Origin of the sequence: Nocardioides sp. JQ2195 (assembly GCF_012272695.1) — a bacterium.
Classification (GTDB): domain Bacteria; phylum Actinomycetota; class Actinomycetes; order Propionibacteriales; family Nocardioidaceae; genus Nocardioides.
Genome location: NZ_CP050902.1, coordinates 1,424,876 through 1,451,012, shown reverse-complemented (window position 1 = coordinate 1,451,012; position 26,137 = coordinate 1,424,876). Strand labels below are relative to the sequence as shown.

Sequence of the window (26,137 nt, the reverse complement as noted above, 5' to 3'; positions counted from 1 at the left end):
TTCAGTTAGGCGACCAACATTGGTCCCCGTCACGTCCGTGACCCTCAGGCGGAGAGAAGCACCATCGAGTTCAGACGAAGTAGAAGGTACGTGCCGACCAGCACGATCAGGAAACTGAGATCCAGGGCGATGCTGCCCAGCCGCAGTGGCGGGATGACCCGTCGCAGCGCCTTGATCGGCGGATCAGTCACGGAGTAGACCAGTTCGAGGAAGACCAGGAGCGGGCCACGGGGCGACCACGAGCGGGCGAAGACCTGAACCCAGTCGAAGACGAAGCGAATCCACAGGAGGGCCAGGAAGAACCACAGGATCCCATGGATGACGAGACCGACAATGTGCACGTGACAGGTCAGCTCTGGTTGAAGAAGCCGCCCTCAGCGATGCGCTCCTTGTCCTCAGCGGCAACGGTGACGTTGGGGGGCGAGAGAAGGAACACCTTGCTGGTCACGCGCTCGATGCTGCCGCGGGTGGCGAACACCAGGCCCGCAGCGAAGTCGACCAGCCGCTTGGCGTCGTTGTCGTCCATCTCGGAGAGGTTCATGATCACCGGAACTCCGTCACGGAAGTTCTCGCCGATGGTGCGCGCCTCGTTGTAGGTGCGCGGGTGGAGGGTCGTGATGCGGGACAACTCTGCGACAACTTCCTGGGTCGGAACCGGCTGGGGGCGCCGGCGATCGGAGATGCTGGCGACCGGGGCAGGACGGGACACCTCCCGCGCCTCGCGTGCGGGCCGGGTCGGTTCGTCGGCGTACTCGTCGTAGCCGTCGTCGGGGTACCGGCCAGTGTCCTCGAGCAGGCCGAGGTACTCACCGATCTTGCGCATCGAGCCGCTCATGAGTATTTCCTCCGGAAACTTCAGCACTCCGAGGCGGAGCACTTCTTGTTGTTGTTGTGGACACTACTTGATCGTGGGGCGCTCACCGAGCACCCCACGACCGACGCGAACGTGTGTCGCGCCGTGGAGAATCGCGGCTTCGAGATCACCACTCATCCCCGCGGAGATCACCCCGGCGTCGGGGTGGTCGTCCCGGAATCGCTCGGCGATTCCGGTCAGTCGTTCGAAGGCGTCGTTCGGGTCGGCCCCCAAGGGCGCCACCGCCATCAGTCCGCGCAGCACCAGGTCGTCGGTGCCGGCCACCTTCTGGGCCAGTGACCCGAGGTCGTCGGGGTGGACTCCCGACCTCCCCTCGGCCTGCTCGGGCGGGTCGAGGCTCACTTGCAGGAGTACGTCGAGCGGGCGTCCGCGCTGCGCTGCCCCGCGGGCCAGGCCATTGACCAGCTTGGGCCGGTCGACCGATTCGACCATGTCGGCATAGGCTGCGACCGCGGCCGCCTTGTTGGACTGCAGGCCCCCGATGTAGTGCCAGCGGACGTCGAGGTCGGCACACTCAGCACTCTTCTCGAGCGCCTCCTGGTGTCGGTTCTCGCCGACCTCGGTGACGCCCAGCCCGGCGAGGATGCGCACGTCGGAGGCGGGGAAGAACTTGGTGACCACGGTGAGGGTGACGTCGTCCTCAGGACGGCCGCTGGCCCGACAGGCCTCCGCGATGCGTGCGCGGACGTGCTCGAGATTGGCGGCGACCTCTGCCCGGCGCTCCGCACTCATGGCGAGATCCTGATCAGGCCACCGAGCCGACCCGCGGACGACCCCTCACGGCGATGGGACCAGAGGTCGTCGTCCTCGAGCGTGCATCGTCGGATCTCGTCGACACTGACTCCGGCGGCCCGCAGCTGCGCACGGACACCGGCACCGATGTCGACAGCGGGAGTCCCCCACGAGGTCACGGCGAAGGCCTCGGGAACCTCCGCGGAGACCTCCTCGCGCATCTGCTCCGGCACCTCGTAGCAGGAACCACACACGTGCGGCCCGACCCAGGCCTGCAGGTCACCGGCTCCGAGGTCGCGCATGGTGGCGATGGCCGCCGGTACGACGCCTGCGACCAGCCCCGGCCGACCGGCGTGGACCGCGGCGATCACGGAGTGGTCCGTGGCTGCCAGCAGCACCGGGACACAGTCGGCCACCCGCACCAGGAGGGTCACCCCGGTCCGGCGCGTCACCACGCCGTCGGCCACGATCTCCGCGCCATCGGTCTCGTCGACCACGCACACCTGCGCGCCGTGCACCTGACGCATGCCGATCGGCAGTGCATCCGGGGCCTCGGGAGTGAACTCACGGGCCAGCAGGGCCAGGACATCGTCGGCGGTGGCATCGCCACGCACCGGCCCGGCCAAGGAGAGATCCAGCTCCCCGGCCGGAGCGTGGCGATCGGTGAAGGCGATGTCGAGGGCCGGCTGGCCTTCGACATCACCCTCGCGGACGTCGCGGAACGCGAACACGTTGGGAAACCGCTCCCGTCACTTCAAGAAGTCGGGGATGTCCAGGTCGTCGTCGTCGAACTGGACCTGACGCGGCTGGCGCTGCGGGGTCGACGGCTGCTGCGCCTGCTGACCCTGACCACCCTGCGAGTGGCCCTGCTGCTGGCCACCCTGCTGCGGGCCACCCTGCTGCTGGCCACCCTGCTGCGGGGCGGACTGCTGGCGCGGCTGGCCGACGGGCTGGGCCGGCGGACGCTGCGACGGCGTCTGCTGGGCCGGGGCCTGCTGCGACTGCTGCGGAGCGGACGCACGCTGGTTGGCCAGCGCCTGAGCGGCGTTGCGGGTCTCGGCCTGCGTCTGCTGCGGCTCCTGACGACGCAACACGGTGCCCTCGTCGCGGCGCTTCGGCATGCCTCCGTCGAAGCCAGCCGCGATGACGGTGACCCGCACCTCGTCACCGAGCGCGTCGTCGATGGTGGCACCGAAGATGATGTTGGCCTCGGCGTGCACGGACTCGGCGACCAGGGCGGCCGCTTCGTTGATCTCGAAGAGGCCGAGGTCGGAACCGCCGGCGATCGAGAGCAGGACGCCGTGGGCACCGTCGATGCTCGCTTCGAGGAGCGGGCTCGAGACCGCCATCTCGGCGGCGGCCACGGAGCGGTCCTCGCCACGGGCGGAGCCGATGCCCATCAGGGCGGACCCGGCGTTGGACATCACGGACTTCACGTCGGCGAAGTCGAGGTTGATCAGGCCCGGCGTGGTGATCAGGTCGGTGATGCCCGAGACGCCCTGCAGCAGGACCTGGTCGGCCTGCTTGAAGGCGTCGAGCATGGAGACGTTGCGGTCACTGATCGAGAGCAACCGGTCGTTCGGGATGACGATGAGGGTGTCGACCTCTTCGCGCAGCTGCGCGATGCCCTCTTCGGCGGAGTTGGCGCGACGGCGCCCCTCGAAGGCGAACGGGCGGGTGACCACACCGATGGTCAGCGCGCCGAGCGAGCGCGCGATGCGGGCCACGACGGGAGCACCACCGGTGCCGGTGCCACCACCTTCGCCGGCGGTGACGAACACCATGTCGGCACCCTTGAGGACCTCTTCGATCTCGTCGGCGTGGTCCTCGGCTGCCTTGCCCCCAACCTCGGGGTTGGCGCCGGCACCGAGGCCGCGAGTGAGCTCGCGCCCGATGTCGAGCTTGACGTCTGCGTCGCTCATCAGGAGCGCTTGGGCATCGGTGTTGATCGCGATGAACTCGACGCCCTTGAGTCCGACCTCGATCATCCGGTTGACGGCGTTGACGCCACCCCCACCGATACCTACGACCTTGATGATGGCCAGGTAGTTCTGTGCTGCTGCCACGGCGGCTGTGCCTCTCCCTGATCGGTGTCGCCCGCACCCCGGGAAGGATGTCGAGCCTGTCTGTGCGAAATGGTGCTGCGTATTGCTGGTGCTGCGAATTGCTGGAGCTGCGACACCGGCCCGCAAGGGCCGACGGTGCTGCGGGTGCTGCGTGGGGGAAGTCCGATCAGCCGACCGAAACCTTAACCCTGAAGTGGAGGGTTATAGTTATGTCAACCTCTCGTTGTCGAAGACACTAGACAGGCCGAAGCGAAGATTCACGCCAGACACGCCCCGACACGCCAGAAATTCGATAGTCCCAAACGCCTCGCATGCTGCGGAGCCGATTCGACAGGCGAGGCGTTGGGGACTATCCGGATGGAGGCGAGATGCGCTGGGCCCGACGCTGGGCCCGGCGCTGGCCCGACGCTGGGCGGGACGCTGGGGCAGAACCTGGGCGGCAGGTTCAGCGCGTGGTGGGCTGGTTAGGCACCGAGACGTCGTAGATCCGAGCCTTGCGCTTGATCAGCTGCGCGATCACGGCGGACTTGTCGTCGGAGCGCTCCGCGCTCCCCCACAGGATCCTGCGCCCGTCGCGGAGCACCAGGGAGATCTGGTCGATGGTGCGCAGCTCGACGTGCTCGACCTTGCGGGCGATCGCCGGTGGCAGGCTCGCCACCACGTTGGCCCCCTCGGTGACCGCCTCGTCCTCGGTGTCGTCGTCGATCTTGATCAACGGCAGGTTGGTCGGCAGCGATCGATAGCTGCGGAACGAGAACCCGGTCGAGTCGATGCCACGCCACGTGCCGCCTCGCTCGACCACGGCCACGGCCACCCGTTCCTCGACCTTCACCAGGATCCGGTCGGGCCACTCACGCGACACGTCTGCGGACTTCACCTCGGGCAGGCTCTCGACCCGCTCGCGAATGGCCGCGACGTCTGCCCTGGCCAACGGTTCAGCCGGCACGTCGGCGGCGTCGACCACACGCTGCTCGCTGAGCAGCGACGTGCCCTCGACGTCGACCCCCTTCACCGACAGCGCCGAGGAGAAGTAGACGAGCCACCCGCCGACGACGGCGGCGACCAGCAGCACCACCACGATCACGACGACGCGCAGCTGCAGCCACCGTCGCGCCCACTGCCGGCGCACGAAGCGCCGGCGGCTCCGCTCCTCCTCGTCGAACTCCGTGCGTCGCAAACGCTCAAGCACCTGCGGACTCCTCCCGGGCCGCGAGCAGGGCCAGGAGGGCGGGACCCACCTCGGTGACGTCGCCGGCACCGAGCGTGAGCACGAGGTCACCGGGGCGGGCGACACCGGCGAGAAGCTCGGGAGCGTCAGCACGGTCGGCAACGAAGTGGACCCGGTCGGCAGGAAGAGGCACGGCGTCGGCCACGAGGCGACCCGTCACGCTTGGATCCGGGTCCTCGCGCGCGACGTAGACGTCGAGCACGGCGACCTCGTCGGCTGCGCCGAGCGCCTCCCCCATCGCGGTGCCGAAGATCCGGGTGCGCGAGACCAGGTGGGGTTGGTAGCAGACGACCAGGCGTCCCTCGCCGGCCACCGCGCGGGCGGCCTGGAGGTCTCCGGCGATCTCCACCGGGTGGTGGGCATAGCTGTCGTAGACGCGTACGCCGCCCGCCTCGCCCTTGGCCTCCATGCGCCGACGCGAGCCGGTGAACCCGGCCAGCCCGGCTGCCAGTGCCTCGAAACGGAACCCCAGTCGCAGTCCGAGTGCCAGCGCCGCCAGCGCGTCGAGGACGTAGTGGCGGCCGGGAATCTGCAACGTGACGTCACCGAGCACCTCGTCCCCCTGCACCACCGTGAAGCGGGAGGTGGCGCCCTCGAAGACGAGGTCGGTGGCACGCAGGTCAGCGGTGGGTGACTCCCCCACCCCGATCACCGCGCGACTCGTCGCGCGAGCGGCTGCGGCCAGCTCCGCCGCGCCGGGATCGTCGACCACACACACCAGGAAGCCGTCGGGATCGAGGGTGTCCACGAACTCGACGAACGCGGCCCGGTAGGCCTCCTCGGTCCCCCACACGTCGAGATGGTCGGCCTCGACGTTGGTGACGATGCCGGCGTGGGGCGAGTAGACCAGGAACGCGCCGTCGCTCTCGTCGGCCTCGGCGACGAACAGGTCACCGGCGCCGTCGTGGGCGTTGCTGCCGGTCTGCACCAGCACCGCACCGATGGCGTACGTCGGGTCAGCGGCGGCCTCGAGCAGGGCCATGGTCAGCAGTGAGGTGGTGGTGGTCTTGCCGTGGGTGCCCGCGACCGCGAGCACCTTCTTGTCCGCCATCACCGCGGCCAGGCCGGCCGAGCGGGGCAGCATCCGGAGGCCACGTCGGCGGGCTTCGAGCACCTCGGGGTTGTCCTCGCGGGCTGCCGTGGTGACCACCACGGTGTCGGCATCGCCGACGTGTTCTGCGGCGTAGCCGAGGTTGCAGGTGACCCCGAGTGCCCGGAGCGCCGGCAGGAAGGGCGTGTCGTTGTCGTCACTACCGGTGACGACCAGACCGCGTTGGGCCATGATCTTGGCGATCGCGGACAACGCAGCGCCACCGATGCCGATGAAGTGCACACGGCCGAGCTGGTCGGCCGGCAGGAGGGTGTCGGGGATCGGGATCTTCACCGGGCTGCCTCCAGGATCATCCGCGCCAGCCTCTCGTCGGCATCGAGCGGGATGATCGACTCCGCCGCTGAACCCATCGCTGCCAGTCGATCCGGGTCGGTGAGCAGGTCCGGCACCATCGTCGCGATCCACTCGGGGGTCAGCGCCCGGTCACTGACCAGCAGGCCTCCGCCGGCCTCGACCACCGGCCGGGCGTTGAGTGCCTGCTCGCCGTTGCCGATCGGCAGCGGCACGAAGATCGCCGGCAGGCCGACACCGGAGACCTCGGTGACCGTGTTGCTGCCGGCCCGGCACAGCACCGCGTCGACGGCGGCGTACGCGAGGTCCATGCGGTCGACGTAGTTGAGCACCACGTAGGGCACCGACGTGCTCGGCGCCGCCAGGGAGTGCTTGGGCCCGACGATGTGCAGCACCTGCACGCCGGCGGCCTCGAAGGCGCCCGCCGCGGCGGCAACCGAGTCGTTGAGGGAGGCAGCGCCCTGCGACCCACCGGTGACCATCAGCGTGGGTCGCTCGGGGTCGAGGCCGAAGGTGGCCCGCGCCTCGGCGCGCAGGGAGGCGCGGTCGAGCGTGGAGATCATCCGGCGGATCGGCAGGCCGACGTACGTCGCGTTGCGCAGGTCGGTGTCGGGGAACGAGGTGGCCACGTGCCTGGTCATCCGGGCGCCGAGCCGGTTGGCGATGCCGGGCAGGGCGTTGCCCTCGTGCACCACGATCGGGACGTGCCTCGTGCGCGCCGCGAGATAGGCGGGCACCGAGACGTAGCCACCGAAGCCGACCACGACGTCGGGGTGCACACGGTCGACCACGTCCAGTGCGGCAGCGCGAGCGCCCCGCAGCTTGCCCGGCGTGCGGAGCAGCTCCGCGGAGGGCCGGCGCGGCAGGGGGACCCGCGGCACGAACTCGAGGGGAAGTCCCGCCTCCGGGACCAGCCTCGCCTCGAGCCCCTCACGCGTGCCCAAGCAGGTGATCTCGGTGGCGGGGTCGAGCCGTCGCAACGCGTCAGCGGTCGCGAGCATGGGTGACGTGTGACCGGCAGATCCACCGCCGGCAAGAAGGACGCGCATCATTTTCCTCGACGAGTTGTGCCGGCCGACAGCCCGGCAGAACGGCTACGTTTGCGCGCCGCCAAGGCCTTGGCGGCCTCCGGCTCGGAGCGGGCGAACCCGATCAACAGGCCCAGGGCCATCAGGGACGGCAACAGCGCAGACCCACCATAGGAGACGAGTGGCAGCGGGATGCCGACCACGGGCAGCATCGCCAGCACCATGCCCACGTTGATGATCATCTGTCCCAGGAGCCACACGGTGATGCCGAACGACGTGTAGCGCACGAACGGGTCGGCGGTGTTGGTGGCGACCCGGATCGCGGCGTAGGCGATGGTCAGGAACAGGGCCAGCACCAGGAGGGTGCCCACCAGCCCGAGCTCCTCGCCGAGGACGGCGAAGATGAAGTCGGTGTGGGCCTCGGGCAGGTCACCCCACTTCTGCTGGCTGGCGCCGATGCCCTGGCCGAACCAACCGCCCGTGGCCAGGGCGTAGAGCCCGTGGGCGGGTTGCCACCCGGCGTCGTGGTACTCCTTGAACGGGTCGACGAAGCTGAGCAGCCGGCCACGGCGTTCCTCGTTGGTGGTGGCCAGGTAGAAGGCGCCCACGCCGATGACCGACATCGCGAGCGCGAAGAGCTTGCCGGGGGCACCGACCACCCAGAGCATGGCCAGCCCGATGGCGAAGAGCACCAGGGCGGTGCCGAGGTCCCTCTGCAGGAGGACCAGCCCGGCCACGATCGCCATCCCTGGCACCACCGGCACCAGGACGTGGTGCAGCTCGTCGAGGCGGCGCTGCTTGTTGGCATAGACGTGGGCAGCCCACAGGATCACGGCCAGCTTGGCGATCTCGGAGGGCTGGATCGCGATCGGCCCCACCGCCAACCAGTTGGTCTGGCCGTTGCGGGTCAGGCCGAGGGGGGTGCGGGTCAGGGCCAGCAGCGCCATGGAGACGAGCAGGGCCGGCCACACCAGGCGACGGATCAGGCGCTGGGGCAACCGTGAGGCGAGGAAGGCCAGCGGAAGGCCGATCACCACCCACATCAGCTGGCGCTTGACGATCGAGTAGGAGTCGCCGTTCTCCTCGTAGGAGTAGACGCTCGATGCCGACAGCACCATGATCAGCCCGATGGTCAACAACAGTGCCGACGCACCGAGAAGGAGGTAGTAGGAGGTCAACGGCCGGTCGAGGGCGCCGCGCAGGGCGGCCAGGCGATCGCTCACCCGGGCCAGCCGGACGGGCACCCGGGAGCGGCTCGGCGCACCGGCTCCCGATTCCCGCTCGGCGGTCGTACTGGCCACGTGCCCTCCCCTCACTGACTGGGCTCAATCCTGGTCTGCGATGTGGCGGTGAACCGCCTCGGCGAATCTGTCACCTCGTTCGCCGTAGTTGGCGAACATGTCCATGGACGCACAGCCCGGCGCCAGCAGCACCGTGTCGCCCGGCCGGGCCAGACGACTGGCAGCTGCCACCACCTCGTCCATCGGTGAGGCCTGCGCACCAGTCTCCCCGGCACCTATGTCGATGAGGGGCACATCCGGTGCGTGTCGCGAAAGCGCGTCGGCGATCACATGTCGGTCGGCGCCGATGAGCACGACGCCGCGCAGGCGGCCGGTGACCAGCTGGACCAGCTCGTCGAAGCGAGCCCCCTTGGCCAGTCCCCCGGCGATCCACACGACGGGATCGAAGGCCCTCAGCGAGGACGTCGCGGCGTGCGGGTTCGTGGCCTTGGAGTCATCGATCCAGGTCACGCCCTCGTGCACGGCGACCTCGGCGATGCGGTGCCCGTCGGGGCGGAAGGCGCGCAGGCCGTCGCGGACGGCCGCCTGCGAGACTCCGTGGGCGCGGGCCAGCGCGGCGGCGGCCAGGGCGTTGGCGACGAAGTGTGGTGCCGGGGAGGCGAGGTCGGCGATCGTGCACAGCTCAGCGGCACTGCTCTCGCGCTGCTCGATGAAGGCACGGTCGACCAGCATGTCCTCGACGACCCCGACCATGCCCACGCTGGGCATGCCGAGGGTGAACCCGATGGCACGGGCGCCCTCCTCCACCTCGGCCTCGCGGACCAGCTCTTCGGTGGCGGGGTCGGCCGCGTTGTAGACGCAGGCCCGCTGGACGTTCTCGTAGATCCGGCCCTTGTCCGCGGCGTAGTCAGCCATCGCGGTCTCGCCGGAGTACCAGTCGAGGTGGTCCTCGGCGAGGTTGAGCACGACGGCCGACTCCGCGCTCATGGTCGAGGTGTAGTGGAGCTGGAAGCTGGACAGCTCGACCGCGAACACGTCGTACGGCTCGGGATCCATCACTGCCTCGACGATGGGCAGGCCGACGTTGCCGACAGCGACGCTTCGCAGCCCGGCAGCACGCAGGATCGAGTCGAGCATCTGGACGGTCGTGGTCTTGCCGTTGGTGCCGGTGACGGCCAGCCAGGGCGCTGCCTTCTCGGGGTCGCGCAGGCGCCAGGCCAGCTCGACCTCCCCCCAGATCGGTACGCCGCGCTCCCGGGCCTGGGCGAGCAGCGGCGCGTCGGGGCGCCAGCCGGGCGAGGTGATCAGGACGTCGGTGCCGCCGGGGAGCGTGGCGGTGCTGCCGGGTCCGAGCCGGATGTCGCCACCCAGGCTGCGCAGCAGCTCAGCCTTCTCCTCCTTGCCGTCGGACGTCTCGTCCAACGCGATCACGGACGCGCCGAGGAAGAGCAGGTTGTCGGCGGCCGCGAAGCCGGAGACGCCGAACCCGGCGACCACGGCGTGGACGCCGTCCCACGAGGTGTGGCGACCGAGGTCGTCGAGATTCACGTCCCGGCCACCCATTCGGCGTAGAAGATGCCCAGTCCGGTGGCCACGCACAGACCGGTGATGATCCAGAACCGGATCACCACGGTCACCTGCTCCCAGCCGAGCATCTCGAAGTGGTGGTGCAGCGGTGTCATCCGGAAGATCCGTTTGCCGGTGCCGGTGAATCTTCGGGTGGCCTTGAAGTAGGTCACCTGCATCATCACCGAGAGCGTCACCATGACGAAGAGCCCGCCGAGGATCACCAGCAACAGCTCGGTGCGCGTGAGGATGGCGAGCCCCGCCAGCCCGGCTCCCAGCGCGAGGGAGCCGGTGTCGCCCATGAAGATCTGGGCCGGGGAGGCATTCCACCACAGGAACCCGAAGCAGGCCCCGGTGATGGCTGAGGCGACGATGGCCAGGTCGTAGGGGTCGCGGACCTCGTAGCAGCGACCGTAGGTGATGTCGGCCTGACCGCACCACTGGTTGTTCTGCCAGATGTTCACCAGCGTGTAGGCACCGAAGACCATCATCGAGGCGCCCGCGGCGAGCCCGTCCAGGCCGTCAGTGAGGTTCACCGCGTTGCTGGTGCCGGTGACGATCACCCAGATCAACAGCACGACGAGGACGCTGGGCAACACCCACGAGTCGAGGTCACGGATGAAGGAGATGTGGTTGGAGGCGGGGGTGCGGCCGCGCTCGTCCTCGAGCCACGGGGACAGCGCGAGCACACCGAACACGACCGCGATCACCGTCTGGCCGATGATCTTTGCCTTGCTGCGCAGCCCGAGGTTGCGCTGCTTGTAGATCTTGATGAAGTCGTCCAGGAACCCGACCAGGCCGATTCCCACGAACAGGAACAGCAGCAGCAGCGCCGAGGCGGTGGGCAGGTCCTGGGTGACCAGCTTGGCGAAGGCATAGCCGACCACGCTGGCCAGGATGATCACCGTGCCACCCATGGTCGGCGTGCCACGCTTGGTGTGGTGGGTGGTGGGTCCGTCCTCGCGGATCTCCTGGCCGTAGCCCTTCGCGGAGAGCAGCCTGATCGCGTAGCGGGTGCCGAGCAGGGACAGCAACAACGACAACCCGCCGCTGAGCAGGATCGCTCTCATCCCTGGGTCTCCTCCGCGTGATCGGGCTGCCGCCCGGAACTGATCAACTCCTGCGCCACACGCTCGAGGCCGGCGGCCCGTGATGCCTTGACCAGCACGACGTCACCCGAGCGGATGTTCTCGCGCAACCATGCCAGAGCCTCCGCCCGATCGGCGACGCACACGGCCGTGCCGCGCCCAACTGTGATGTTCGCCGCGCCCTCCGCGATCTCCCGGGCATCGTCACCGACCACGAGGAGTACGTCGACCCCGGAGGCCAGCGCATGTTCGCCGAGGGCACGGTGGTCGGCGTCGGACTCGGGACCGAGCTCCTTCATCACGCCCAGGACCGCGATCGACCGGGCCGCACGCTTGCCACTGATGGCGAGCAGGGCGCTGATCGCAGCGCGCATCGACTCCGGGTTGGCGTTGTAGGCGTCGTTGACCACGACCGTGCCGTCGCTCAGCTCGTCGAGCTCCATCCGCCAGCGGGACAGGCTGGTGGCCGACGCGAGTGCTCGGGCGATCGTGTCCGCGGGCAGGCCCACGCCCACGGCCAGCGCCGCAGCAGCGGCGGCGTTGAGGAGCTGGTGCTGACCGGACTGCACGAGGGTGACCTGGTGCGACTCCCCGGCGATGTGGAACCTGGCCGAGGCGCGGTCCAGGTCGTCGTAGGTCACGTCGCTCCACGTCACGTCCGACCCCGGGGCGAGCCCGAAGCGCAGCACCCTGGCGCGGGTGCGTCGGTCCATCAGCGCCGCGAAGTCGTCGTCGGCATTGATCACCGCCACCCCGTGCTCCGGCAGTGCCTCGAGGATCTCGCCCTTGGCAGCAGCGATGGCCTCTCGTGAACCGAACTCACCGATGTGGGCGGTTCCGACGTTCAGCACGGAGGCGACCAGGGGCGGTGCGATCTCGCACAGGTAGGCAATGTGGCCGATGCCCCGTGCTCCCATCTCGACGACCAGGAAACGGGTGTCGACGGTGGCGCGCAGGACGGTGAGCGGGACGCCGATCTCGTTGTTCAGGTTCGCCGCAGTGGCAACGGTCGGCCCTGCTGCCGACAACACCTGGGCGAGGTAGTCCTTGGTGCCGGTCTTGCCCTGGCTTCCGGTCAGCGCCAGCAGGGACAGGTCGGGCAGCCTGTCGACGACGTGACGGGACAGGCGGCCCAGCGCGGCGACGGGGTCGTCGACCACGACGGTCGGCACCCCGGTGGGTCGGGAACCCAGCACTCCTGCCGCGCCACCGGCCACGGCACCGGAGGCGTAGTCGTGTCCGTCCACACGATCGCCGGGGATCGCGACGAAGAGCCCGGATGGCTCGACGGCGCGGCTGTCGACGAAGGCCGGACCGGTGACCAGGACCTCCGGGTCACCGTCGACGCTGCCACCCACTGCGGCCGCGATCTCGGCCAGGGACATCGCGATCACCGAGCAGCCTCCTCGCGCACCACCACGCGGTCGTCGAAGGGGTGGACCACGCCGTCGACCTCCTGCCCGGTCTCGTGTCCCTTGCCGGCAACCAGCACGATGTCACCGAACGATGCCCGCGCCAGCGCCTCGCGGATCGCGTCGCGTCGGTTGCCCACCTCGATCACCTCGGCGTGACCACCGCGGGCACCGGCCAGCACCTCGGCCCGGATCGCCCCGGGGTCCTCGGTGCGCGGGTTGTCGTCGGTGACGATCACCAGGTCGGCAAGCCGGGCCGCGATCTCGCCCATCACCGGGCGCTTGCCGGTGTCACGGTCTCCACCGGCGCCGATCACGACGACCAGTCGGCCGTCAGTGAGTGGTCGCAGCGTGGTGAGTGCGGCCTCGACGGCGTCGGGCTTGTGGGCATAGTCGACCACGACGCTGAAGCCGCCGGGCACGGGCACCTGCTCCAGGCGTCCGGGCACGCCGGATCCGCGGGCCAGCGACCCGGCGACGGCCTCGACGTCGTAGCCGGCCTCCGCGCACGCCGCGATCGCCGAGAGTGCGTTGGCCACGTTGAAGTCACCGGGGATCGGGACGGAGGTGCGCACCTGCACTCCCCCCGGGCCGACCACGGTGAACGCGGACCCGTCGGGAGCCAGGTCGACGTCCGTCACGTGCCAGTCGGCCGTGGAGTCGTGGAGCGCGAAGGTGCGCATCGGGATCGACGCCTCGGCGAGCAGTCGGCGACCGAACTCGTCGTCGACGTTGACCAGTCCGAGGCGGGCCCGCTCGGGCGTGAACAGCGACGCCTTCGCGGCGAAGTAGTGCTCCACGTCCTTGTGGAAGTCGAGGTGGTCCCGGCCGAGGTTGGTGAAGACCGCCACGTCGAAGACCACCCCGTCGACGCGGCCCATCACCAACGCGTGGCTCGACACCTCCATCGCACAGGCTTGCACGCCACGCTCCAACATCATCGCGAACAGGCCGTGCAGGTCGGGTGCCTCGGGCGTGGTGAGCGTTGTCGGGATGTCCTCGCCGTCCACACGGGTGCCGACCGTGCCGATCACGGCCGCGTGCACCCTGGCCCCGGCCAGCGCCTCCTCGGCCAGCCGCGTGGTGGTCGTCTTCCCCTGGGTGCCGGTCACCGCGATCATCCGCATGTGCTCGGTGGGGTGGCCGTGCAGCCGCGCCGCGAGTCGGCCCAGGCGGGGACGCAGGTCGTCGACGACCATTACCGGGATGCCCAGGCCCGCCGTCAGGCCCCCGCCGGCGGAGTCCGTGAGCACGGCGACGGCACCGGCCTCGACGGCCGCGAGGGCGTACGACGCCCCGTGGGCACGCGCGCCCGCCAACCCGACGTACAGGTCCCCCGGCAGCACGCGGTGGGAGCTCAGGGTGATGCCGGTGACCTCGGGGTCCCCGGCAGGACTCTCGACGCCCAGCCAGTCGGCCACCACCGAGAGCCGGGTCGACCGAGGTCGCACGGGACGCGTCGCGCGCAGCTGCTTGTCACTCACCACGGCGCGAGGCTATCGCGCAGGTGCACGGGGATCGCGACGTCACCGCCGCAGGTCACCACTCGACCGGCAACGTGGTGGCCGGTGCGCCGGTGGGCGGCACGCCGTACTTGCGGAGCAGGTAGGTCATGATCTTGCGGAAGACCGGCCCACCGGCGGCGCCACCGCCCATGCCGTTCTTCGGGTTCTGGATGACCACGTAGACCGTGAACTTCGGGTTGTCGGCGGGGGCGAAGCCGGCGAACGAGACGGTGAAGGTGCCGTCGTAGCACCCACACTCACTGCCGACTCGCTGGGCGGTCCCGGTCTTGCCGGCGACCCGGTAGCCCTCGATCGCGGCACCCGGGGCGATGCCGTCGACCGGGTCGGTGACCAGCTCCATCATCTCCGCGGTCTGGCGCGCTGCCGACTCACTGACCACGCGGCGACTGGTGGTGGTCGCGGAGCCGACCTCCTGACCGCCGTCGGTGACTGCCTCGCCCTTGATGATGCTGGGGTCGACCCGGACACCGCCGTTGGCGATCGTGTTGATCGCCGCGGCCATCTGCACCGCGTTGACGCTGAGCCCCTGGCCGAAGGCGATGTTGTCCTGGGTCAGCTGCGACCACGTGGCGGGGTCGGGGAGCTTTCCGGCGCTCTCACCACGCACCCCGATGTTGGTGCGCCGGCCGAGGCCGAACGCCTGGAGATAGGCACCGAGCTCGGTGGACCGGAACTCGCGCGTGGCCAGGACGGTGCCGACGTTGGACGACTTGGCCAGTGCCCCGGCTGCGGTGAGGTGGATGTCGCCGTGGTCCCAGTAGTCGTGGATCGGCATGCCCTGGCTGTCGATGACACCGGGCACCTTCAACCGGGTCCGCGGGGTGATCTTGCCGGCGTCGATCAACGAGGCGAAGGTGAGCACCTTCTCGACGGAGCCGGGCTCGTAGGGGTCGCTGGTCGCACGCGACCCGAGGTCCTCCTTGGGCGAACGCAGCGGCTCGTTGGCGTTGAAGCTCGGATACTCGGCATCCGCCAGGATCTCGCCGGTCTCGGTGTTCACCACGATCGCCGTGCCGGAGTCGCCCTGGGCGGCACGTACGCCGGCACGCAGCACCCGCTGCGCATACCACTGGACGTCGCGCTCGATGGTCAGCTGCAGGTCCTTGCCGTTGACCGGCTTGACCGTGTTGTTGGTGCCGAGCGGGATCCGGTTCCCACCACCCACCTCGTAGGTGGTCTCACCGTCGACGCCCGCGAGCTGCTCGTCGAAGGTGCGCTCGAACCCGGCCAGCGGTGCGTCCTCCCCCACGAACCCGATCAGGTTGGCCGCGACGTCGTCGGCCGGGTAGTCACGCATCGGGTCGCGCCGTGTGCTCAAGCCGCTGTAGCCCTGCTCCTCGAGGGCATCGAGCACCCTGTTGGCCACGGTGGAGGGGACACGACGGGCGATGTACTGGAACCGGGTGTCGTCGCGACGCAGGCGGTCGAGGGTCGCGAAGTAGTCGAGGTCGAGCTCCTCGGCCAGGAAGGTCGCGATCTCACTGGAGTCGTCCTTGGTCATCTGCGGGTCGGCCACGATCATCAGGCCGTCCACCGAGCTGGCCAGCTCGACACCGTTGCGGTCCACGATGGCGCCGCGCTCGGCGGGCAGCTCGACCGTGTCGGTGCCCTCCTTGGCCGCCCGGGCGGCGTACGCGTTGGGGTCGAGTCCCTGCAGCTGCACCAGGCGCACCCCGAAGACGGAGAGCACCATCGCGATCACGATGAAGCCGAAGCGCAGCCGGAAGAGCGCCGATCCACGAGTCGCACGGACTCCACGGGACTGGTTCCTGAGGCTCAACGGGGGCTCCGGTCTCCCTGGTTGTTCGTGGACGACTCATTCCTACCCGAGCCGTTCTGCTTCTTTGCCTCGGCGCGCCGCTCGGACCTGGTCCCGGCCGGGATCCGGACCGGGATCTGCTCCGGCGTCAGCGACTTGGGTCGTTCGGCCGCCGGCGGACGGACGTCGGTGCGATCCGCGGGCGTGGCCGGGGTCGCCGCGCCGAGCACCTTGCCGTCGGTGATCCGCAGGAAGGCCGGGTGCGCGGACGGCACCATGCCGAGCGACTGCGCCTGCTCGGCCACCCGCTGCGGGTTGCGCAGCTCCTCCAGCTCCATCTGCAGGGTCTGCTGCCGCGAGGTGAGCTCGCTGGCCCGCTGCTCGAGCTCGGTGGCGGCGAACGAGTTCTGCTGCATGTGGGTGTTGAACATCAGGAGCCCGACGACACCGGCGAGCAGCAGGGCACTGACCAGGGTCACGAAGGGGACCCGCGGGGCACTGGGGCTCAGCCGCGGGACCACCCGGAGCCGGGCCCGCTCGACCGCAGCCTCGGCGATGCGCTGGACCCGGACACGGCTCTGGGGAAGAGGGGTGCTCATGCGGAGGCTCCTGTGGGTCGAAGGCGTTCGATGGCTCGCAGGCGGACCGATGCGGCCCGCGGGTTGTCGGTGAGCTCGGGCTCGACCGCCTTCTCCGCGCCACGGGTGACGGTGCGGAACTTCGGCTCGTGCCCCTCGGGGATGAACGGCATGTCGGCGGGCACATCGGTGCGGGTCGCGGCGGTGAAGGCCTGCTTGACCAACCGGTCCTCGAGCGAGTGGTAGGACTCGACGACGACCCTGCCGCCGACCCCGATCGCCTCGATCGCCGCCGGGATGGCCCGGCGGAGCACGGCGAGCTCGTCGTTAACCTCCATGCGCAGTGCCTGGAAGGTGCGCTTGGCCGGGTGCCCACCAGTGCGACGCGCAGGCGCCGGGATGGCGGCGTACAGGAGCTCGACCAGGCGGCCGGAGCTGGTGAACGGCTCGCTCTCGCGCTCCTTCACGATGAACTGGGCGATCCGGCGGGCGAACTTCTCCTCGCCGTAGTCCCGGAGGACCCGCGTCAGCTCCGCCACCGAGTAGCTGTTCAGCACGTCGGCCGCGGTCGGCCCCGTGGTGTCGTCCATCCGCATGTCGAGCGGGGCATCCTGGGCATAGGCGAATCCGCGCTCACGCACGTCGAGCTGCATCGACGAGACGCCGAGGTCGAAGAGCACCGCGTCGACGGAGGCAACGCCCTGGTCCTCGAGCACCGCAGGGATCTCGTCGTAGACGGCGTGCACCCCGAGGAACCGGTCGCCGTACGTCGCCAACCGCTCCCCCGCCATCCGCAGGGCGTTGGGGTCGCGGTCGATGCCGATCACCCGGGCCTGCGGGCAGGCCCGGAGCACGGCTTCGCTGTGACCACCGAGGCCGAGCGTGGCGTCGATGGCGACGGCGCCGGACCGGTCGAGGGAAGGCGCCATGAGAGCAACGACCCGGTCGAGGAGGACCGGGACGTGGCGTGGGCTGCTCATCTGGATCCTGACCTACCGACCGAGTGCCATCAGGAGGAGGAGCACCACGGTGGTGGCCACGGAGGCGCCCGCAGAGAAGACCATGACGGCGACTGCGTCGCGAGCCTGCTCACGCACGCGCGGTGTCGTGTGCGGACTGCCGCTGACACTCATGCTCATGCTCTCGACCCCTGCTCATGGACTGTGGACTGCTGTCACGGAGAGGAGCCACTGGGCCGCCCTCCGTTGGACGGATTCGCCGGACCAGGTCCCTGCCCGCTCCCCTCGAAGGGGGAAGTTGCCGTCTGGAATCGGGGAAGTGACCCCAGATGACAGTCAGGGAGCGGGCTCGAGACCTCGTCCTGCGAATCAACTGTTCTGTTCTGTGCTGCTGTGCTGCTGTGCTGCTGTGCTGTGGCACCGGTTCCGGTCGACACCGTCAGATGCCCGGGAAGACCTCGTCGCTGAGCTCGGAGAACTTCTGTTCCTGTTCCTCGGAGTAGGTCTGCCACGACGCCGGGTCCCAGATCTCGATCCGGTTCATCGCGCCGATCACCATCACGTCCTTGGTGAGGGACGCGTAGTCCCTCAACACCGACGGAATGCTGATCCGCCCCTGCTTGTCAGGCAGTTCCTGTGACGCCGCCGCGAACAACATGCGGACGTAGTCACGAGCTCCCTTGTTGGTGACAGGCGCCTCGCGGAGCCGGTCGGTCAAGCGTCCGAAGTCCTCCATCGACCACACGGTGAGGCAGCGCTCCTGCCCACGGGTGACCACGAGGCCTTCGGCCAGGTCCTCTCTGAACTTTGCCGGGAGGAACAGGCGGCCCTTCTCGTCGAGCTTGGGCGTGTAGGTGCCGAAAAACATCCGGCACCACCCCTGTCAGGTCCAACTATCCTCCACTTCGCACCACTCTACTCCACTCTCATCCACCGTCAACCATCCTGAGCGCGTTTCTCGGCGGGATCTCACGGCTCTCGTCCGGTGGTGCCGCCGGGTGGCGTCGTGCCGCTGCACCCGCTCGCGCTCTTGTTTGCGCAGGTCAGCCCGCATTTGGCAACCGCAGGAGCTGGGGCGGTGGAGCGCTGGTGGGGACGACTCCACGCCGTGGTGGAGGAAAGTGGTGCAGAAGGTGGGGCCTCTCCGGCCGGACAGGGGGCCCACCGTCCTTCGAGCAGCTCCGCGCGGGCGCCAGGTCACGAACGAGTTCCGATGGCGCGCCGGTTCTCCCCTCGCAACCACCCATGCGGTTGACTGAGCGCGTGGACGGGGGCGCCCAGTCCGAGCGCACCTACAGGAATGAGGACGTGGAGGCACGCCGTGGCGGTGGAAGTGGCCGATGTGCAGGACGTGGCGAGGGTTGCCGCGCGGGTGCGCGACAACATCAATGCCGTCATCGAGGGCAAGACAGAGGTGGTCACCACCGCCATCACCGTCATGCTCGCCGAGGGTCACCTGCTCATCGAGGACATCCCCGGAGTCGGCAAGACCATGCTCAGCAAGGCGCTCGCCCGCTCGATCGACTCCACCGTCAAGCGCATCCAGTTCACGCCCGACCTGTTGCCGTCCGACGTGACCGGCGTCAGCATCTTCAACCAGAACACGCGTGAGTTCGAGTTCCGGCCCGGTGGCGTCTTCGCCAACATCGTGGTCGGCGACGAGATCAACCGCGCCTCCCCCAAGACCCAGTCCGCGCTCCTGGAGTGCATGGAGGAGCACCAGGTCACCGTCGACGGCAACACCTGGCGGCTGGAGTCACCCTTCATGGTGATCGCCACCCAGAACCCGATCGAGATGGAGGGCACCTACGCGCTGCCCGAGGCCCAGCGCGACCGCTTCATGGCCAGGGTCTCGATGGGCTACCCCGTCACCTCTGCCGAGATCGCCATGCTCGCCTCCCACTCCGCGCAGAATCCCCTCGACGACCTCAAACCGGTCACCGACGCCGCCGAGGTCCGGAGCTTGATCTCCATCGTCAACCGGGTGCACACCGCGGACGCGGTGCTCCGCTACGCCGTGGCCCTCACCACCGCCACCCGCAACACCGCCGACCTCAATCTCGGCGCCTCGCCGAGGGCCTCCCTCCACCTGGTTCGCGCGGCCAAGGCGTACGCCGCCATCAACGGGCGCAACTACGTCCTGCCCGACGACGTGCTGTCGATCAGCCGCCCCGTGCTCGCCCATCGGCTGCTGCCGAGCGCCGAGGCCGCCATGAGCAGCCGTTCGACGGCCGCGGTGCTCGATGCGATCGTCAACAGCGTGCCCGTTCCGAACGCCTGAGAAGCCGGCAGCCGGGAGCAGCACATGCGCAAGGGAATGGCTGGCCTGACCAGCAGGGGGCGGGCCTTCTTGGCAGCCGGGGTGACCGCGGTCGTGTGTGCCGTGGTGATCGGCCAGCAGTCGTTGACCCGGGTCGGCATCCTGTTGGTCACTCTCCCACTGGTCACCGCCTGGTTGGTGGGGCGCAGCCGCTACCAGCTCTCCTTGGTTCGTTCGGTCGCCCCACAGCTGGTCGTGGCCGGGCAAACGGCGCAGGTGACCCTCGACCTGACCAACGAGGGCCGCACGCCGACCGGAATGCTCCTCCTCGAGGACCACGTCCCCTTCGTGCTGGGCACCCGACCACGCTTCGTGCTCGACGGGCTCAGGCCGGGTGCGCAGCGCCACGTCACCTACCAGATCCGCTCCGACATCCGCGGGCGCTTCGACATCGGTCCGATGTCCGTGCGGGTCAGCGATCCCTTCGGGCTGGTCGAGCTCGGTCGAGCCTTCCAGGCCACGGTCCCGGTGACCGTGACCCCACGCACCGTGCCGCTCCCGGCGATCCCGTTGACGGGCGCCTGGACCGGGTCCGGTGACAACCGTCCGCGCGCCTTTGCCAGCGGCAGCGCCGAAGACGTGACGGTTCGTGAGTACCGCCGCGGTGACGACCTGCGCAGGGTGCACTGGCGCAGCAGCGCGCGCGTCGGCGAGCTGATGGTGCGCCGTGAGGAGCAACCGTGGCAGTCGAGGGCCACCGTCTTCGTCGACAACCGGATCCTCGCGCACCGCGGCCAGGGCGTGGCCTCCTCGCTCGAGACTGCCGTGTCGATCGCCGCCTCGATCGCGATCCACCTCACCCAGCGCGGATTCACCGTGCGTCTGGTCACAGCCGAGGGCGAGGACCCGAACACCGCGTGGCACGACCGCAGCTCGGCCCAGAACGCCGGCCCGTTGCTGGAGGCACTGGCCGTGATCGAACCGATCCACCGTGCCCACCTGGCCACCGACTGGCTCGGTGAGCACGGCCACAACAGTCTGTTGGTCTGCGTGCTGGGTGCCCTCAGCGACCACGACCAGGCGGTGCTGCGTCGTATGCGGCTCCACGACTCGAACCCGATGGCGATCGCCCTCGACGTCGATGCGTGGGCGCGCGGATCCCAGCGCCAGGAGCCGTCGGGCGGCGCCGCAGCGTGGCTCAGCGCTCTCGGGTGGCGCGCCGTGACGGGTCAACCCAACGCGCAGCTGGCCCCTCTCTGGCAGGAGCTGGGCCGGCTCTCGGCCAACGGCGGCGGTCTCCGCCTCGAGGCGTTCCCCGGCATGGGCCCCTTGACCGAGCACGGTGGGACCGCATGACCGGGCACAGGAACGGTCCCGGACCGATCCTCCTGGTCCTGGCCACGGCGATGACCTCGTGGTTCACGCTGTCGTCGTGGGGCGGCTTCGTGGAGACCAACGCGATCTACATGGTGCCGTTGCTGTCCGGGATCCTGTGCGTGAGCCTGGTCGGCCAGCTCAGCAGGTGGGCGCGCTTCCACGTCGTCGTCATCGCCGCCGCGCAGCTGCTCACGGCGTTCCTCTTCCTCAACTTCCTCCACGGCAACTCCCCGCTCCCGACGCCGTCGTCGATCACTGCGACCACGCAGGCGTTCGTGGATGCGCTCGAGGTTTCGACGCGCTATGCCGCGCCGATCCCCACGGAGGTCAAGGAGGTGGCCCCCCTCCTGGTCTTCGGCGGGCTGCTGTGCCACCTCTTCGTGGACCTGATCGCCGTCACCCTCAACCGGGTCCCGGTGGCCGGCCTGCCCCTGTTGATCGTCTACACGCTTCCGGTCAGCATCCTCGATCGCCCCGTGCACTGGGCTCCGTTCGTCCTGGGGGTGAGCGGTTTCCTGCTCATGCTGGTGCTCCAGGAGAACAGCCGGATCTCTCGCTGGGGCCGGCAGTTCGGTGCCACCGACACCGGCCCGTTCAAGTCGACGATGAAGCTCACCGACGCACGACGGCATCCGGTCGCGGTCGGCGCGACCGCGGTCACCCTGGCCCTGTTTATCCCGTTGCTCATCCCGACCCTCGACCTCGGCGTGCTGGGTGGCGAGGGCTCAGGTGGGCCCGGCGACCGAGAGGTCAAGATCACCAACCCGATGACCGACCTGCGCCGCGACCTCATACGCGGTGAGGACGTCCCCCTGCTCGAGGTCAGCACCGACGGCCCCGCCCCTGAGTACGTCCGGTTGACGGTGCTCACCAAGTTCACCGACGCCGCGTGGAGCCCCGGGAAGCGGAAGCTGCCCGAGAGCCAGGCTGCCGACGGAGCCATTCCCAACCCGATCGGCCTCACCGGGGCCTACCCCACGACGACCCGGGACTGGAAGATCTCGATCACCGACGAGCTTGACTCGCTGTGGCTGCCGACCCCCATGAGGGTCACGTCGGTGAACGCCAGCTCCGACTGGCGCTACGACATCAACACGCTCGACTTCCACTCGGCCGACGACGACGTGAACACCGCGGGCATGGACTACTCACTCACCGAGCTGATCCCCCAGCTGAACGGGGACGGCCTCGCCAGCGCCCCTCCGCCGCCCTCCGTCATTGCCGACGACTACACCGCGCTTCCCGACATGCCGCAGGAGGTGGTCGACATCGCCAGGGAGGTGACGGGTGGACAGGCCTCCGACTACGAGAAGGCCCAAGCCCTCCAGGACTACTTCCGTGGTCCGGAGTTCGAGTACTCCCTCACCCCCGACCCGGGCAACGGCAACAACGCCCTCGTGGAGTTCCTGCAGGACAAGGAGGGCTACTGCGAGCAGTTCTCCTCGGCGATGGCCGTGATGGCACGCATCCTCGGCATCCCGGCACGGGTCGCCGTCGGACTCCACTACTCCGACGACGACTCCGACGCCACCGACGGATACGAGTTCACCTCCCACGACCTGCATGCCTGGCCCGAGCTCTACTTCGAAGGGGCCGGCTGGGTGATCTTCGAGCCCACCCCGTCCACGCACATCCCCGGCGTACCCGGCTACACCAACGACCAGGTCGAGGACGACGGTCCCGACGCGCAGCCGACGGCCCCGCAGACCTCGGCGTCTCCCCAGGACCGACCGACCAAGCCCCGGGCGACGCAGGCACCGGAGGAGCAGGCCACCGCCGACAAGGACCAGGACGACGACTTCTCGTTGGTGCCGTTCCTGTGGGGTGGTGGCGCGCTGCTCGTGGTGGTGGCGCTGGTCCTCACGCCGAGGTCGCTGCGACGCGCGCGCACCAACCGTCGCTGGCGCGTCGGGGACCCGGCGGAGGCCGCATGGGCGGAGCTGCGTGACGTGACCGTCGACCTCGGCCGGGCGTGGCCCGCGGGACGCTCACCACGCGCCACTGGTCAGCGACTGCTGGAGTTCTTCGGCCCAGCGGCTGGCACCGAGTCGTCGCAACGGCCTCGCACCGGCCCCGAGGTGAACCCCGAGGCAACAGCAGCGCTGCACACGTTGGTCGGCATCCTGGAGCGCTCCCGCTACTCCGATTCCGCCGATCCCTCACGCGAGGGAGAGATCCGCCAGCTCGTGGACAGCTGCGTTGCGGCGCTTCGTGGCGGAGCGACCGCGCAGGGTCGTCGGCGTGCCACGTGGTGGCCACGGTCGGTGCTGTCGGCGGGCTCACGCACCGCGGCCCGGGCCTCAGGTGGCGCACGACGCGCCTCGGCCGGGGACCCACTGGACCAGATCTCCTGAGCTGACCGCAGGAGCCTTCAGCTCTTCCGGGCACCCGGGGAAGGTGGAGCTCCCCGACCGAGATCCCGGCCGGGACGTGGACCTTTCGGCCGGGAGGACGGCCAGGGCTGCTGCGGGCCGGGGCACACGTCACCGGCGCACCACGAATCGGTGATCCGTGGCGTCAGGACCGGGTGAAGGTCAGAAGCCGCCGTTGTCGCGACGGTTGCGCCAACGCTCCTCGAGACGCTCCATGAAGGGAGCCGAGGAAGTCGATCGACGCATCTTGGGGCGGTGGACCCTGCCACCGTCGACGACGCCGAGGCCGTGGTGGCGGGTCTCCTTGACGTCGCCCTCCTGGACCGGCTTGGCGCGACCGCGCACCGTGGACAGGCCATAGGTGGCGGACACGAGCATGATCACGAAACCGATCACGCCCACCGGGATCATGCGGAAGACCGCACCCGACATCAGCACCGCGATGCCGATGACGAAGACCACTCCGGCAAGGATGGCACGACGTCGAGCCGCCTGCTTGAAGGACGTGCCCCGCAAGGTCGAGGCAAACTTGGGGTCCTCTTCGACGAGGGCACGCTCCATCTGCTCGAGCAGACGAAGTTCCTCTTCCGAGAGTGGCACGTTTCCTCCCTTGGGTCGCGGCACGGACCGATGGTCCTGGCTCAAGTCTAGGCAGCCCCGGCCCAAGGTGGTAGTCGGTGACCAAAATTGCTTGACATCATTTGAGCAGGCTGGCCGGTCGCACCGCCGCCGTCCCGAACCGCCGGGTTGCCCGGTCGACCGCGCGGTCCGCCTCGGCCCAACCCTGCTCGCGCTCACCGAGCAGCAGCTGCCGGTGCACGGTGCGGCGGGGAACCAGGCCCTCGACACGTACGCCGACCAGACGGACCCTGGCGCGCTGCAGACCGAGCGCGTCGTACAACCGGGTGGCGGTGCGGTGGATCTCCTGGGTCACGTCGGTCGCCTCGGGCAGTGTCTTCGAACGGGTGATGGTGGTGAAGTCGGCAAAGCGCACCCGCAGGGTGACCGTCCGTCCGGCGACCTGGGCACTGCGCATCCGGCCGCTCACCCTGGCCGCGAGCCGCAGCACCTCGCGCAGGATCACCTCCCGGTCGTCGGTGTCCTGCGCGAAGGTCTCGTCGGCGCCCATGCTCTTGTCGGGTTCCTGGGTGTGTCGCCGCGGGGTGAGCGTGCGGCGGTCACTGCCCCAGGCGAGCTCGTGCAGCTGGCTGCCCAGTGCAACACCGACTGCCCGTTGCAAGGTCCGCAACGGGGTGTTGGCGACGTCGCCGACCGAGTGCAGGCCGAGGCGATGCAGCATCTCCGCGGTCTTCTCCCCCACGCCCCACAGCTCCCCCACATCGAGTGGGTGCAGGAAGGAGGTGACCTTGTGCGGTGGCACCACGACGATCCCGTCCGGCTTGGCCCGTCGGCTGGCCAGCTTGGCCACCGAGACGGAGGCCGCGACCCCGACCGAGCACGTGATGCGTTGCTCGTCGTGGATCCGGGCGCGGAGCATCTCGGCGATCTCCACCGGCGACCCGAGGCGCCTGGTGGCCCCACTGACGTCGAGGAAGGCCTCGTCGAGCGACATCGCCTCGACCATCGGGGTGATCTGCCGAAAGGTCTCCATCACCGAGGAGGACACCGTGCTGAACGCATCGAAGTCGGGGGTGATCACCGTCGCCTGCGGACAGGCACGCCTGGCACGGGTCATCGGCATCGCCGAACGTACGCCGTGTTCTCGGGCCGGGTAGTTCGCTGACAGCACCACGCCACGGTGGCCACCACCGACGATGACCGGCACCTCGGCCAGGTCCGGTCGGTCGCGGATCATCACCGACGCGTAGAACGCGTCCATGTCGACGTGGAGCAGGTGACAACCACGCGCCGGGTCCCTCATCGGAACCACCGGGCCTGGGCCAGGAGCCCCCGCGTGGCGGCCGAGGGAGAGGTGGAGTGGGGCTCAGCGAGTGGCGAGCACGTGGACCTGGGTCGCGAGCGGCAGGTACTCGGGTCGGGAGGCCACTGCCTGCTCGAGCTCGACCAGCGCCTGGGTGGCACCCGGCTCGAGGTCGAGCAGGGACCCGGGCACCAGGTCGGCGAAGACCCGGATGCCGTGCACCGACACGGTGCTGAAGCCGGCCCCGTCGAGCAACCCGGTGATCTCGTCGCTGGTGAATCGGTGACCCGCCTTGCCGACGGCCTCACCGGAGAGGATGGCCTTGGCCTGTCCGAAGTGACCGGCCATCGCCCGGGCCACCACGGCTGCATGCCGCTGGGCGACCAGGAGGCTGAGGGATCCGCCGGGGCGGAGCACCCGAGCCAGCGTGGCCAACGCGTCAGCGGGGTCATCGACGACCTCGAGGACCCCGTGGCACAGGACCACGTCGAAGCTGGCCTCGTCGACGGCATCGAGCAGGCTGGACAGCTCTCCCTGCTGACCGGTGACCCGGTCGGCGACGCCGAACTCCTGGGCCCGACGACCGAGGGCAGCAAGGGCGTCAGGACTGGGGTCGACCACGGAGACCCGGTGGCCCTGCTCGGCGACGCGCACGGCGAAGCCGCCGGTGCCACCGCCGATGTCGAGCACGTCACTGGGCTCCGCGAGGACGTCACGCAGGGAGTCCCAGACGACAGCGGTGCGGGCAGCGCCCCGGCGTTCACTGGCAGACATGGCACCCAGACTA

24 protein-coding genes are annotated in these 26,137 nt (G+C 69.5%); 3 read left to right on the top strand and 21 right to left on the bottom strand.

What is annotated here, in order from left to right:
* Positions 1-44: 44 nt before the first annotated feature.
* The 18 genes from ncot_RS06970 to mraZ all read right to left on the bottom strand — a co-directional run bounded on the left by ncot_RS06970 (position 45) and on the right by mraZ (position 18,327).
* Positions 45-341, bottom strand: coding sequence for a YggT family protein (locus ncot_RS06970; RefSeq protein WP_168616952.1), 297 nt, complete (start codon positions 339-341; stop codon positions 45-47).
* 8 nt (positions 342-349) lie between these two features.
* On the bottom strand, positions 350-835 hold the full coding sequence (locus tag ncot_RS06965) for a cell division protein SepF (protein ID WP_168616951.1): 486 nt from the start codon (positions 833-835) through the stop codon (positions 350-352).
* A gap of 63 nt (positions 836-898) precedes the next feature.
* The gene (locus ncot_RS06960) at positions 899-1,606 is read right to left on the bottom strand and encodes a YggS family pyridoxal phosphate-dependent enzyme (protein WP_168616950.1); all 708 of its coding nucleotides are present in this window, start codon (positions 1,604-1,606) and stop codon (positions 899-901) included.
* Positions 1,603-2,337 carry a polyphenol oxidase family protein gene (locus ncot_RS06955; RefSeq protein ID WP_168616949.1) on the bottom strand — a complete coding sequence of 245 codons (735 nt, stop codon included), beginning with the start codon at positions 2,335-2,337 and terminating at the stop codon, positions 1,603-1,605. The genes ncot_RS06960 and ncot_RS06955 overlap by 4 nt, the downstream gene beginning before the upstream one ends.
* A gap of 18 nt (positions 2,338-2,355) precedes the next feature.
* On the bottom strand, positions 2,356-3,672 hold the full coding sequence (gene ftsZ / locus ncot_RS06950; RefSeq protein WP_168616948.1) for a cell division protein FtsZ: 1,317 nt from the start codon (positions 3,670-3,672) through the stop codon (positions 2,356-2,358).
* Positions 3,673-4,117: 445 nt separating this feature from the next.
* Positions 4,118-4,861 (bottom strand): FtsQ-type POTRA domain-containing protein, encoded by a 744-nt coding sequence (locus ncot_RS06945; RefSeq protein ID WP_240938116.1) that lies wholly within the window; start codon positions 4,859-4,861, stop codon positions 4,118-4,120.
* Positions 4,854-6,284, bottom strand: a complete 1,431-nt coding sequence (gene murC, locus ncot_RS06940; protein ID WP_168616947.1) for a UDP-N-acetylmuramate--L-alanine ligase — start codon at positions 6,282-6,284, stop codon at positions 4,854-4,856. Before murC ends, ncot_RS06945 begins: the two co-directional genes overlap by 8 nt.
* Positions 6,281-7,351 carry an undecaprenyldiphospho-muramoylpentapeptide beta-N-acetylglucosaminyltransferase gene (murG, locus tag ncot_RS06935; RefSeq protein WP_168619211.1) on the bottom strand — a complete coding sequence of 357 codons (1,071 nt, stop codon included), beginning with the start codon at positions 7,349-7,351 and terminating at the stop codon, positions 6,281-6,283. Before murG ends, murC begins: the two co-directional genes overlap by 4 nt.
* Entirely contained in the window at positions 7,351-8,631 is a 1,281-nt protein-coding gene (gene ftsW / locus ncot_RS06930; protein ID WP_168616946.1) for a putative lipid II flippase FtsW, read from the bottom strand. The genes murG and ftsW overlap by 1 nt, the downstream gene beginning before the upstream one ends.
* Before the next feature lie 24 nt (positions 8,632-8,655).
* Positions 8,656-10,134, bottom strand: a complete 1,479-nt coding sequence (gene murD, locus ncot_RS06925; protein WP_168616945.1) for a UDP-N-acetylmuramoyl-L-alanine--D-glutamate ligase — start codon at positions 10,132-10,134, stop codon at positions 8,656-8,658.
* Positions 10,116-11,207 carry a phospho-N-acetylmuramoyl-pentapeptide-transferase gene (gene mraY / locus ncot_RS06920; RefSeq protein WP_168616944.1) on the bottom strand — a complete coding sequence of 364 codons (1,092 nt, stop codon included), beginning with the start codon at positions 11,205-11,207 and terminating at the stop codon, positions 10,116-10,118. Before mraY ends, murD begins: the two co-directional genes overlap by 19 nt.
* Positions 11,204-12,610, bottom strand: coding sequence for a UDP-N-acetylmuramoyl-tripeptide--D-alanyl-D-alanine ligase (murF, locus tag ncot_RS06915; RefSeq protein ID WP_346766642.1), 1,407 nt, complete (start codon positions 12,608-12,610; stop codon positions 11,204-11,206). The genes mraY and murF overlap by 4 nt, the downstream gene beginning before the upstream one ends.
* 5 nt (positions 12,611-12,615) lie before the next feature.
* Positions 12,616-14,058, bottom strand: coding sequence for a UDP-N-acetylmuramoyl-L-alanyl-D-glutamate--2,6-diaminopimelate ligase (locus ncot_RS06910; protein ID WP_346766641.1), 1,443 nt, complete (start codon positions 14,056-14,058; stop codon positions 12,616-12,618).
* Positions 14,059-14,176: 118 nt separating this feature from the next.
* Complete coding sequence (locus ncot_RS06905; protein ID WP_240938115.1) at positions 14,177-15,943, bottom strand: penicillin-binding protein 2; 1,767 nt, start codon at positions 15,941-15,943, stop codon at positions 14,177-14,179.
* Entirely contained in the window at positions 15,940-16,521 is a 582-nt protein-coding gene (locus ncot_RS06900) for a cell division protein FtsL (protein ID WP_168616941.1), read from the bottom strand. The genes ncot_RS06905 and ncot_RS06900 overlap by 4 nt, the downstream gene beginning before the upstream one ends.
* Positions 16,518-17,480, bottom strand: a complete 963-nt coding sequence (gene rsmH / locus ncot_RS06895; protein WP_168616940.1) for a 16S rRNA (cytosine(1402)-N(4))-methyltransferase RsmH — start codon at positions 17,478-17,480, stop codon at positions 16,518-16,520. The genes ncot_RS06900 and rsmH overlap by 4 nt, the downstream gene beginning before the upstream one ends.
* Before the next feature lie 12 nt (positions 17,481-17,492).
* Positions 17,493-17,639, bottom strand: a complete 147-nt coding sequence (locus tag ncot_RS06890) for a hypothetical protein (RefSeq protein ID WP_168616939.1) — start codon at positions 17,637-17,639, stop codon at positions 17,493-17,495.
* A 259-nt stretch (positions 17,640-17,898) separates the two neighbouring features.
* Complete coding sequence (gene mraZ / locus ncot_RS06885; RefSeq protein WP_168616938.1) at positions 17,899-18,327, bottom strand: division/cell wall cluster transcriptional repressor MraZ; 429 nt, start codon at positions 18,325-18,327, stop codon at positions 17,899-17,901.
* Positions 18,328-18,780: 453 nt separating this feature from the next.
* Between mraZ and ncot_RS06880 the strand changes: the two genes are divergently transcribed.
* The 3 genes from ncot_RS06880 to ncot_RS06870 are packed head-to-tail and all read left to right on the top strand — an operon-like array spanning position 18,781 to position 23,450.
* A complete protein-coding gene (locus tag ncot_RS06880) occupies positions 18,781-19,740 on the top strand; it encodes a MoxR family ATPase (RefSeq protein WP_240938114.1) in 960 nt (319 codons plus the stop codon).
* Between the two features lie 24 nt (positions 19,741-19,764).
* Complete coding sequence (locus ncot_RS06875; RefSeq protein WP_168616936.1) at positions 19,765-21,075, top strand: DUF58 domain-containing protein; 1,311 nt, start codon at positions 19,765-19,767, stop codon at positions 21,073-21,075.
* The gene (locus tag ncot_RS06870; RefSeq protein WP_168616935.1) at positions 21,072-23,450 is read left to right on the top strand and encodes a DUF3488 and transglutaminase-like domain-containing protein; all 2,379 of its coding nucleotides are present in this window, start codon (positions 21,072-21,074) and stop codon (positions 23,448-23,450) included. Before ncot_RS06875 ends, ncot_RS06870 begins: the two co-directional genes overlap by 4 nt.
* A gap of 180 nt (positions 23,451-23,630) precedes the next feature.
* Here ncot_RS06870 and ncot_RS06865 read toward each other — a convergent pair whose 3' ends face one another.
* The 3 genes from ncot_RS06865 to ncot_RS06855 all read right to left on the bottom strand — a co-directional run bounded on the left by ncot_RS06865 (position 23,631) and on the right by ncot_RS06855 (position 26,124).
* Positions 23,631-24,068, bottom strand: a complete 438-nt coding sequence (locus ncot_RS06865; RefSeq protein WP_168616934.1) for a DUF3040 domain-containing protein — start codon at positions 24,066-24,068, stop codon at positions 23,631-23,633.
* Between the two features lie 97 nt (positions 24,069-24,165).
* Positions 24,166-25,350 carry a DNA polymerase IV gene (gene dinB, locus ncot_RS06860; RefSeq protein ID WP_168616933.1) on the bottom strand — a complete coding sequence of 395 codons (1,185 nt, stop codon included), beginning with the start codon at positions 25,348-25,350 and terminating at the stop codon, positions 24,166-24,168.
* Between the two features lie 63 nt (positions 25,351-25,413).
* Entirely contained in the window at positions 25,414-26,124 is a 711-nt protein-coding gene (locus ncot_RS06855; protein ID WP_168616932.1) for a methyltransferase domain-containing protein, read from the bottom strand.
* Positions 26,125-26,137 lie beyond the last annotated feature (13 nt).

What these genes read in the sequence shown, in the direction of transcription:
- ncot_RS06965 (WP_168616951.1), bottom strand. Translation starts at nt 835, where the DNA reads ATGAGCGGCTCGATGCGCAAGATCGGTGAGTACCTCGGCCTGCTCGAG.
- ncot_RS06960 (WP_168616950.1), bottom strand. Translation starts at nt 1,606, where the DNA reads ATGAGTGCGGAGCGCCGGGCAGAGGTCGCCGCCAATCTCGAGCACGTC.
- murG (WP_168619211.1), bottom strand. Translation starts at nt 7,351, where the DNA reads ATGCGCGTCCTTCTTGCCGGCGGTGGATCTGCCGGTCACACGTCACCC.
- murD (WP_168616945.1), bottom strand. Translation starts at nt 10,134, where the DNA reads ATGGGTGGCCGGGACGTGAATCTCGACGACCTCGGTCGCCACACCTCG.
- mraY (WP_168616944.1), bottom strand. Translation starts at nt 11,207, where the DNA reads ATGAGAGCGATCCTGCTCAGCGGCGGGTTGTCGTTGTTGCTGTCCCTG.
- murF (WP_346766642.1), bottom strand. Translation starts at nt 12,610, where the DNA reads ATGTCCCTGGCCGAGATCGCGGCCGCAGTGGGTGGCAGCGTCGACGGT.
- ncot_RS06900 (WP_168616941.1), bottom strand. Translation starts at nt 16,521, where the DNA reads ATGAGCACCCCTCTTCCCCAGAGCCGTGTCCGGGTCCAGCGCATCGCC.
- rsmH (WP_168616940.1), bottom strand. Translation starts at nt 17,480, where the DNA reads ATGAGCAGCCCACGCCACGTCCCGGTCCTCCTCGACCGGGTCGTTGCT.
- ncot_RS06890 (WP_168616939.1), bottom strand. Translation starts at nt 17,639, where the DNA reads ATGAGCATGAGTGTCAGCGGCAGTCCGCACACGACACCGCGCGTGCGT.
- mraZ (WP_168616938.1), bottom strand. Translation starts at nt 18,327, where the DNA reads ATGTTTTTCGGCACCTACACGCCCAAGCTCGACGAGAAGGGCCGCCTG.
- ncot_RS06875 (WP_168616936.1), top strand. Translation starts at nt 19,765, where the DNA reads ATGCGCAAGGGAATGGCTGGCCTGACCAGCAGGGGGCGGGCCTTCTTG.
- ncot_RS06870 (WP_168616935.1), top strand. Translation starts at nt 21,072, where the DNA reads ATGACCGGGCACAGGAACGGTCCCGGACCGATCCTCCTGGTCCTGGCC.
- dinB (WP_168616933.1), bottom strand. Translation starts at nt 25,350, where the DNA reads ATGAGGGACCCGGCGCGTGGTTGTCACCTGCTCCACGTCGACATGGAC.
- ncot_RS06855 (WP_168616932.1), bottom strand. Translation starts at nt 26,124, where the DNA reads ATGTCTGCCAGTGAACGCCGGGGCGCTGCCCGCACCGCTGTCGTCTGG.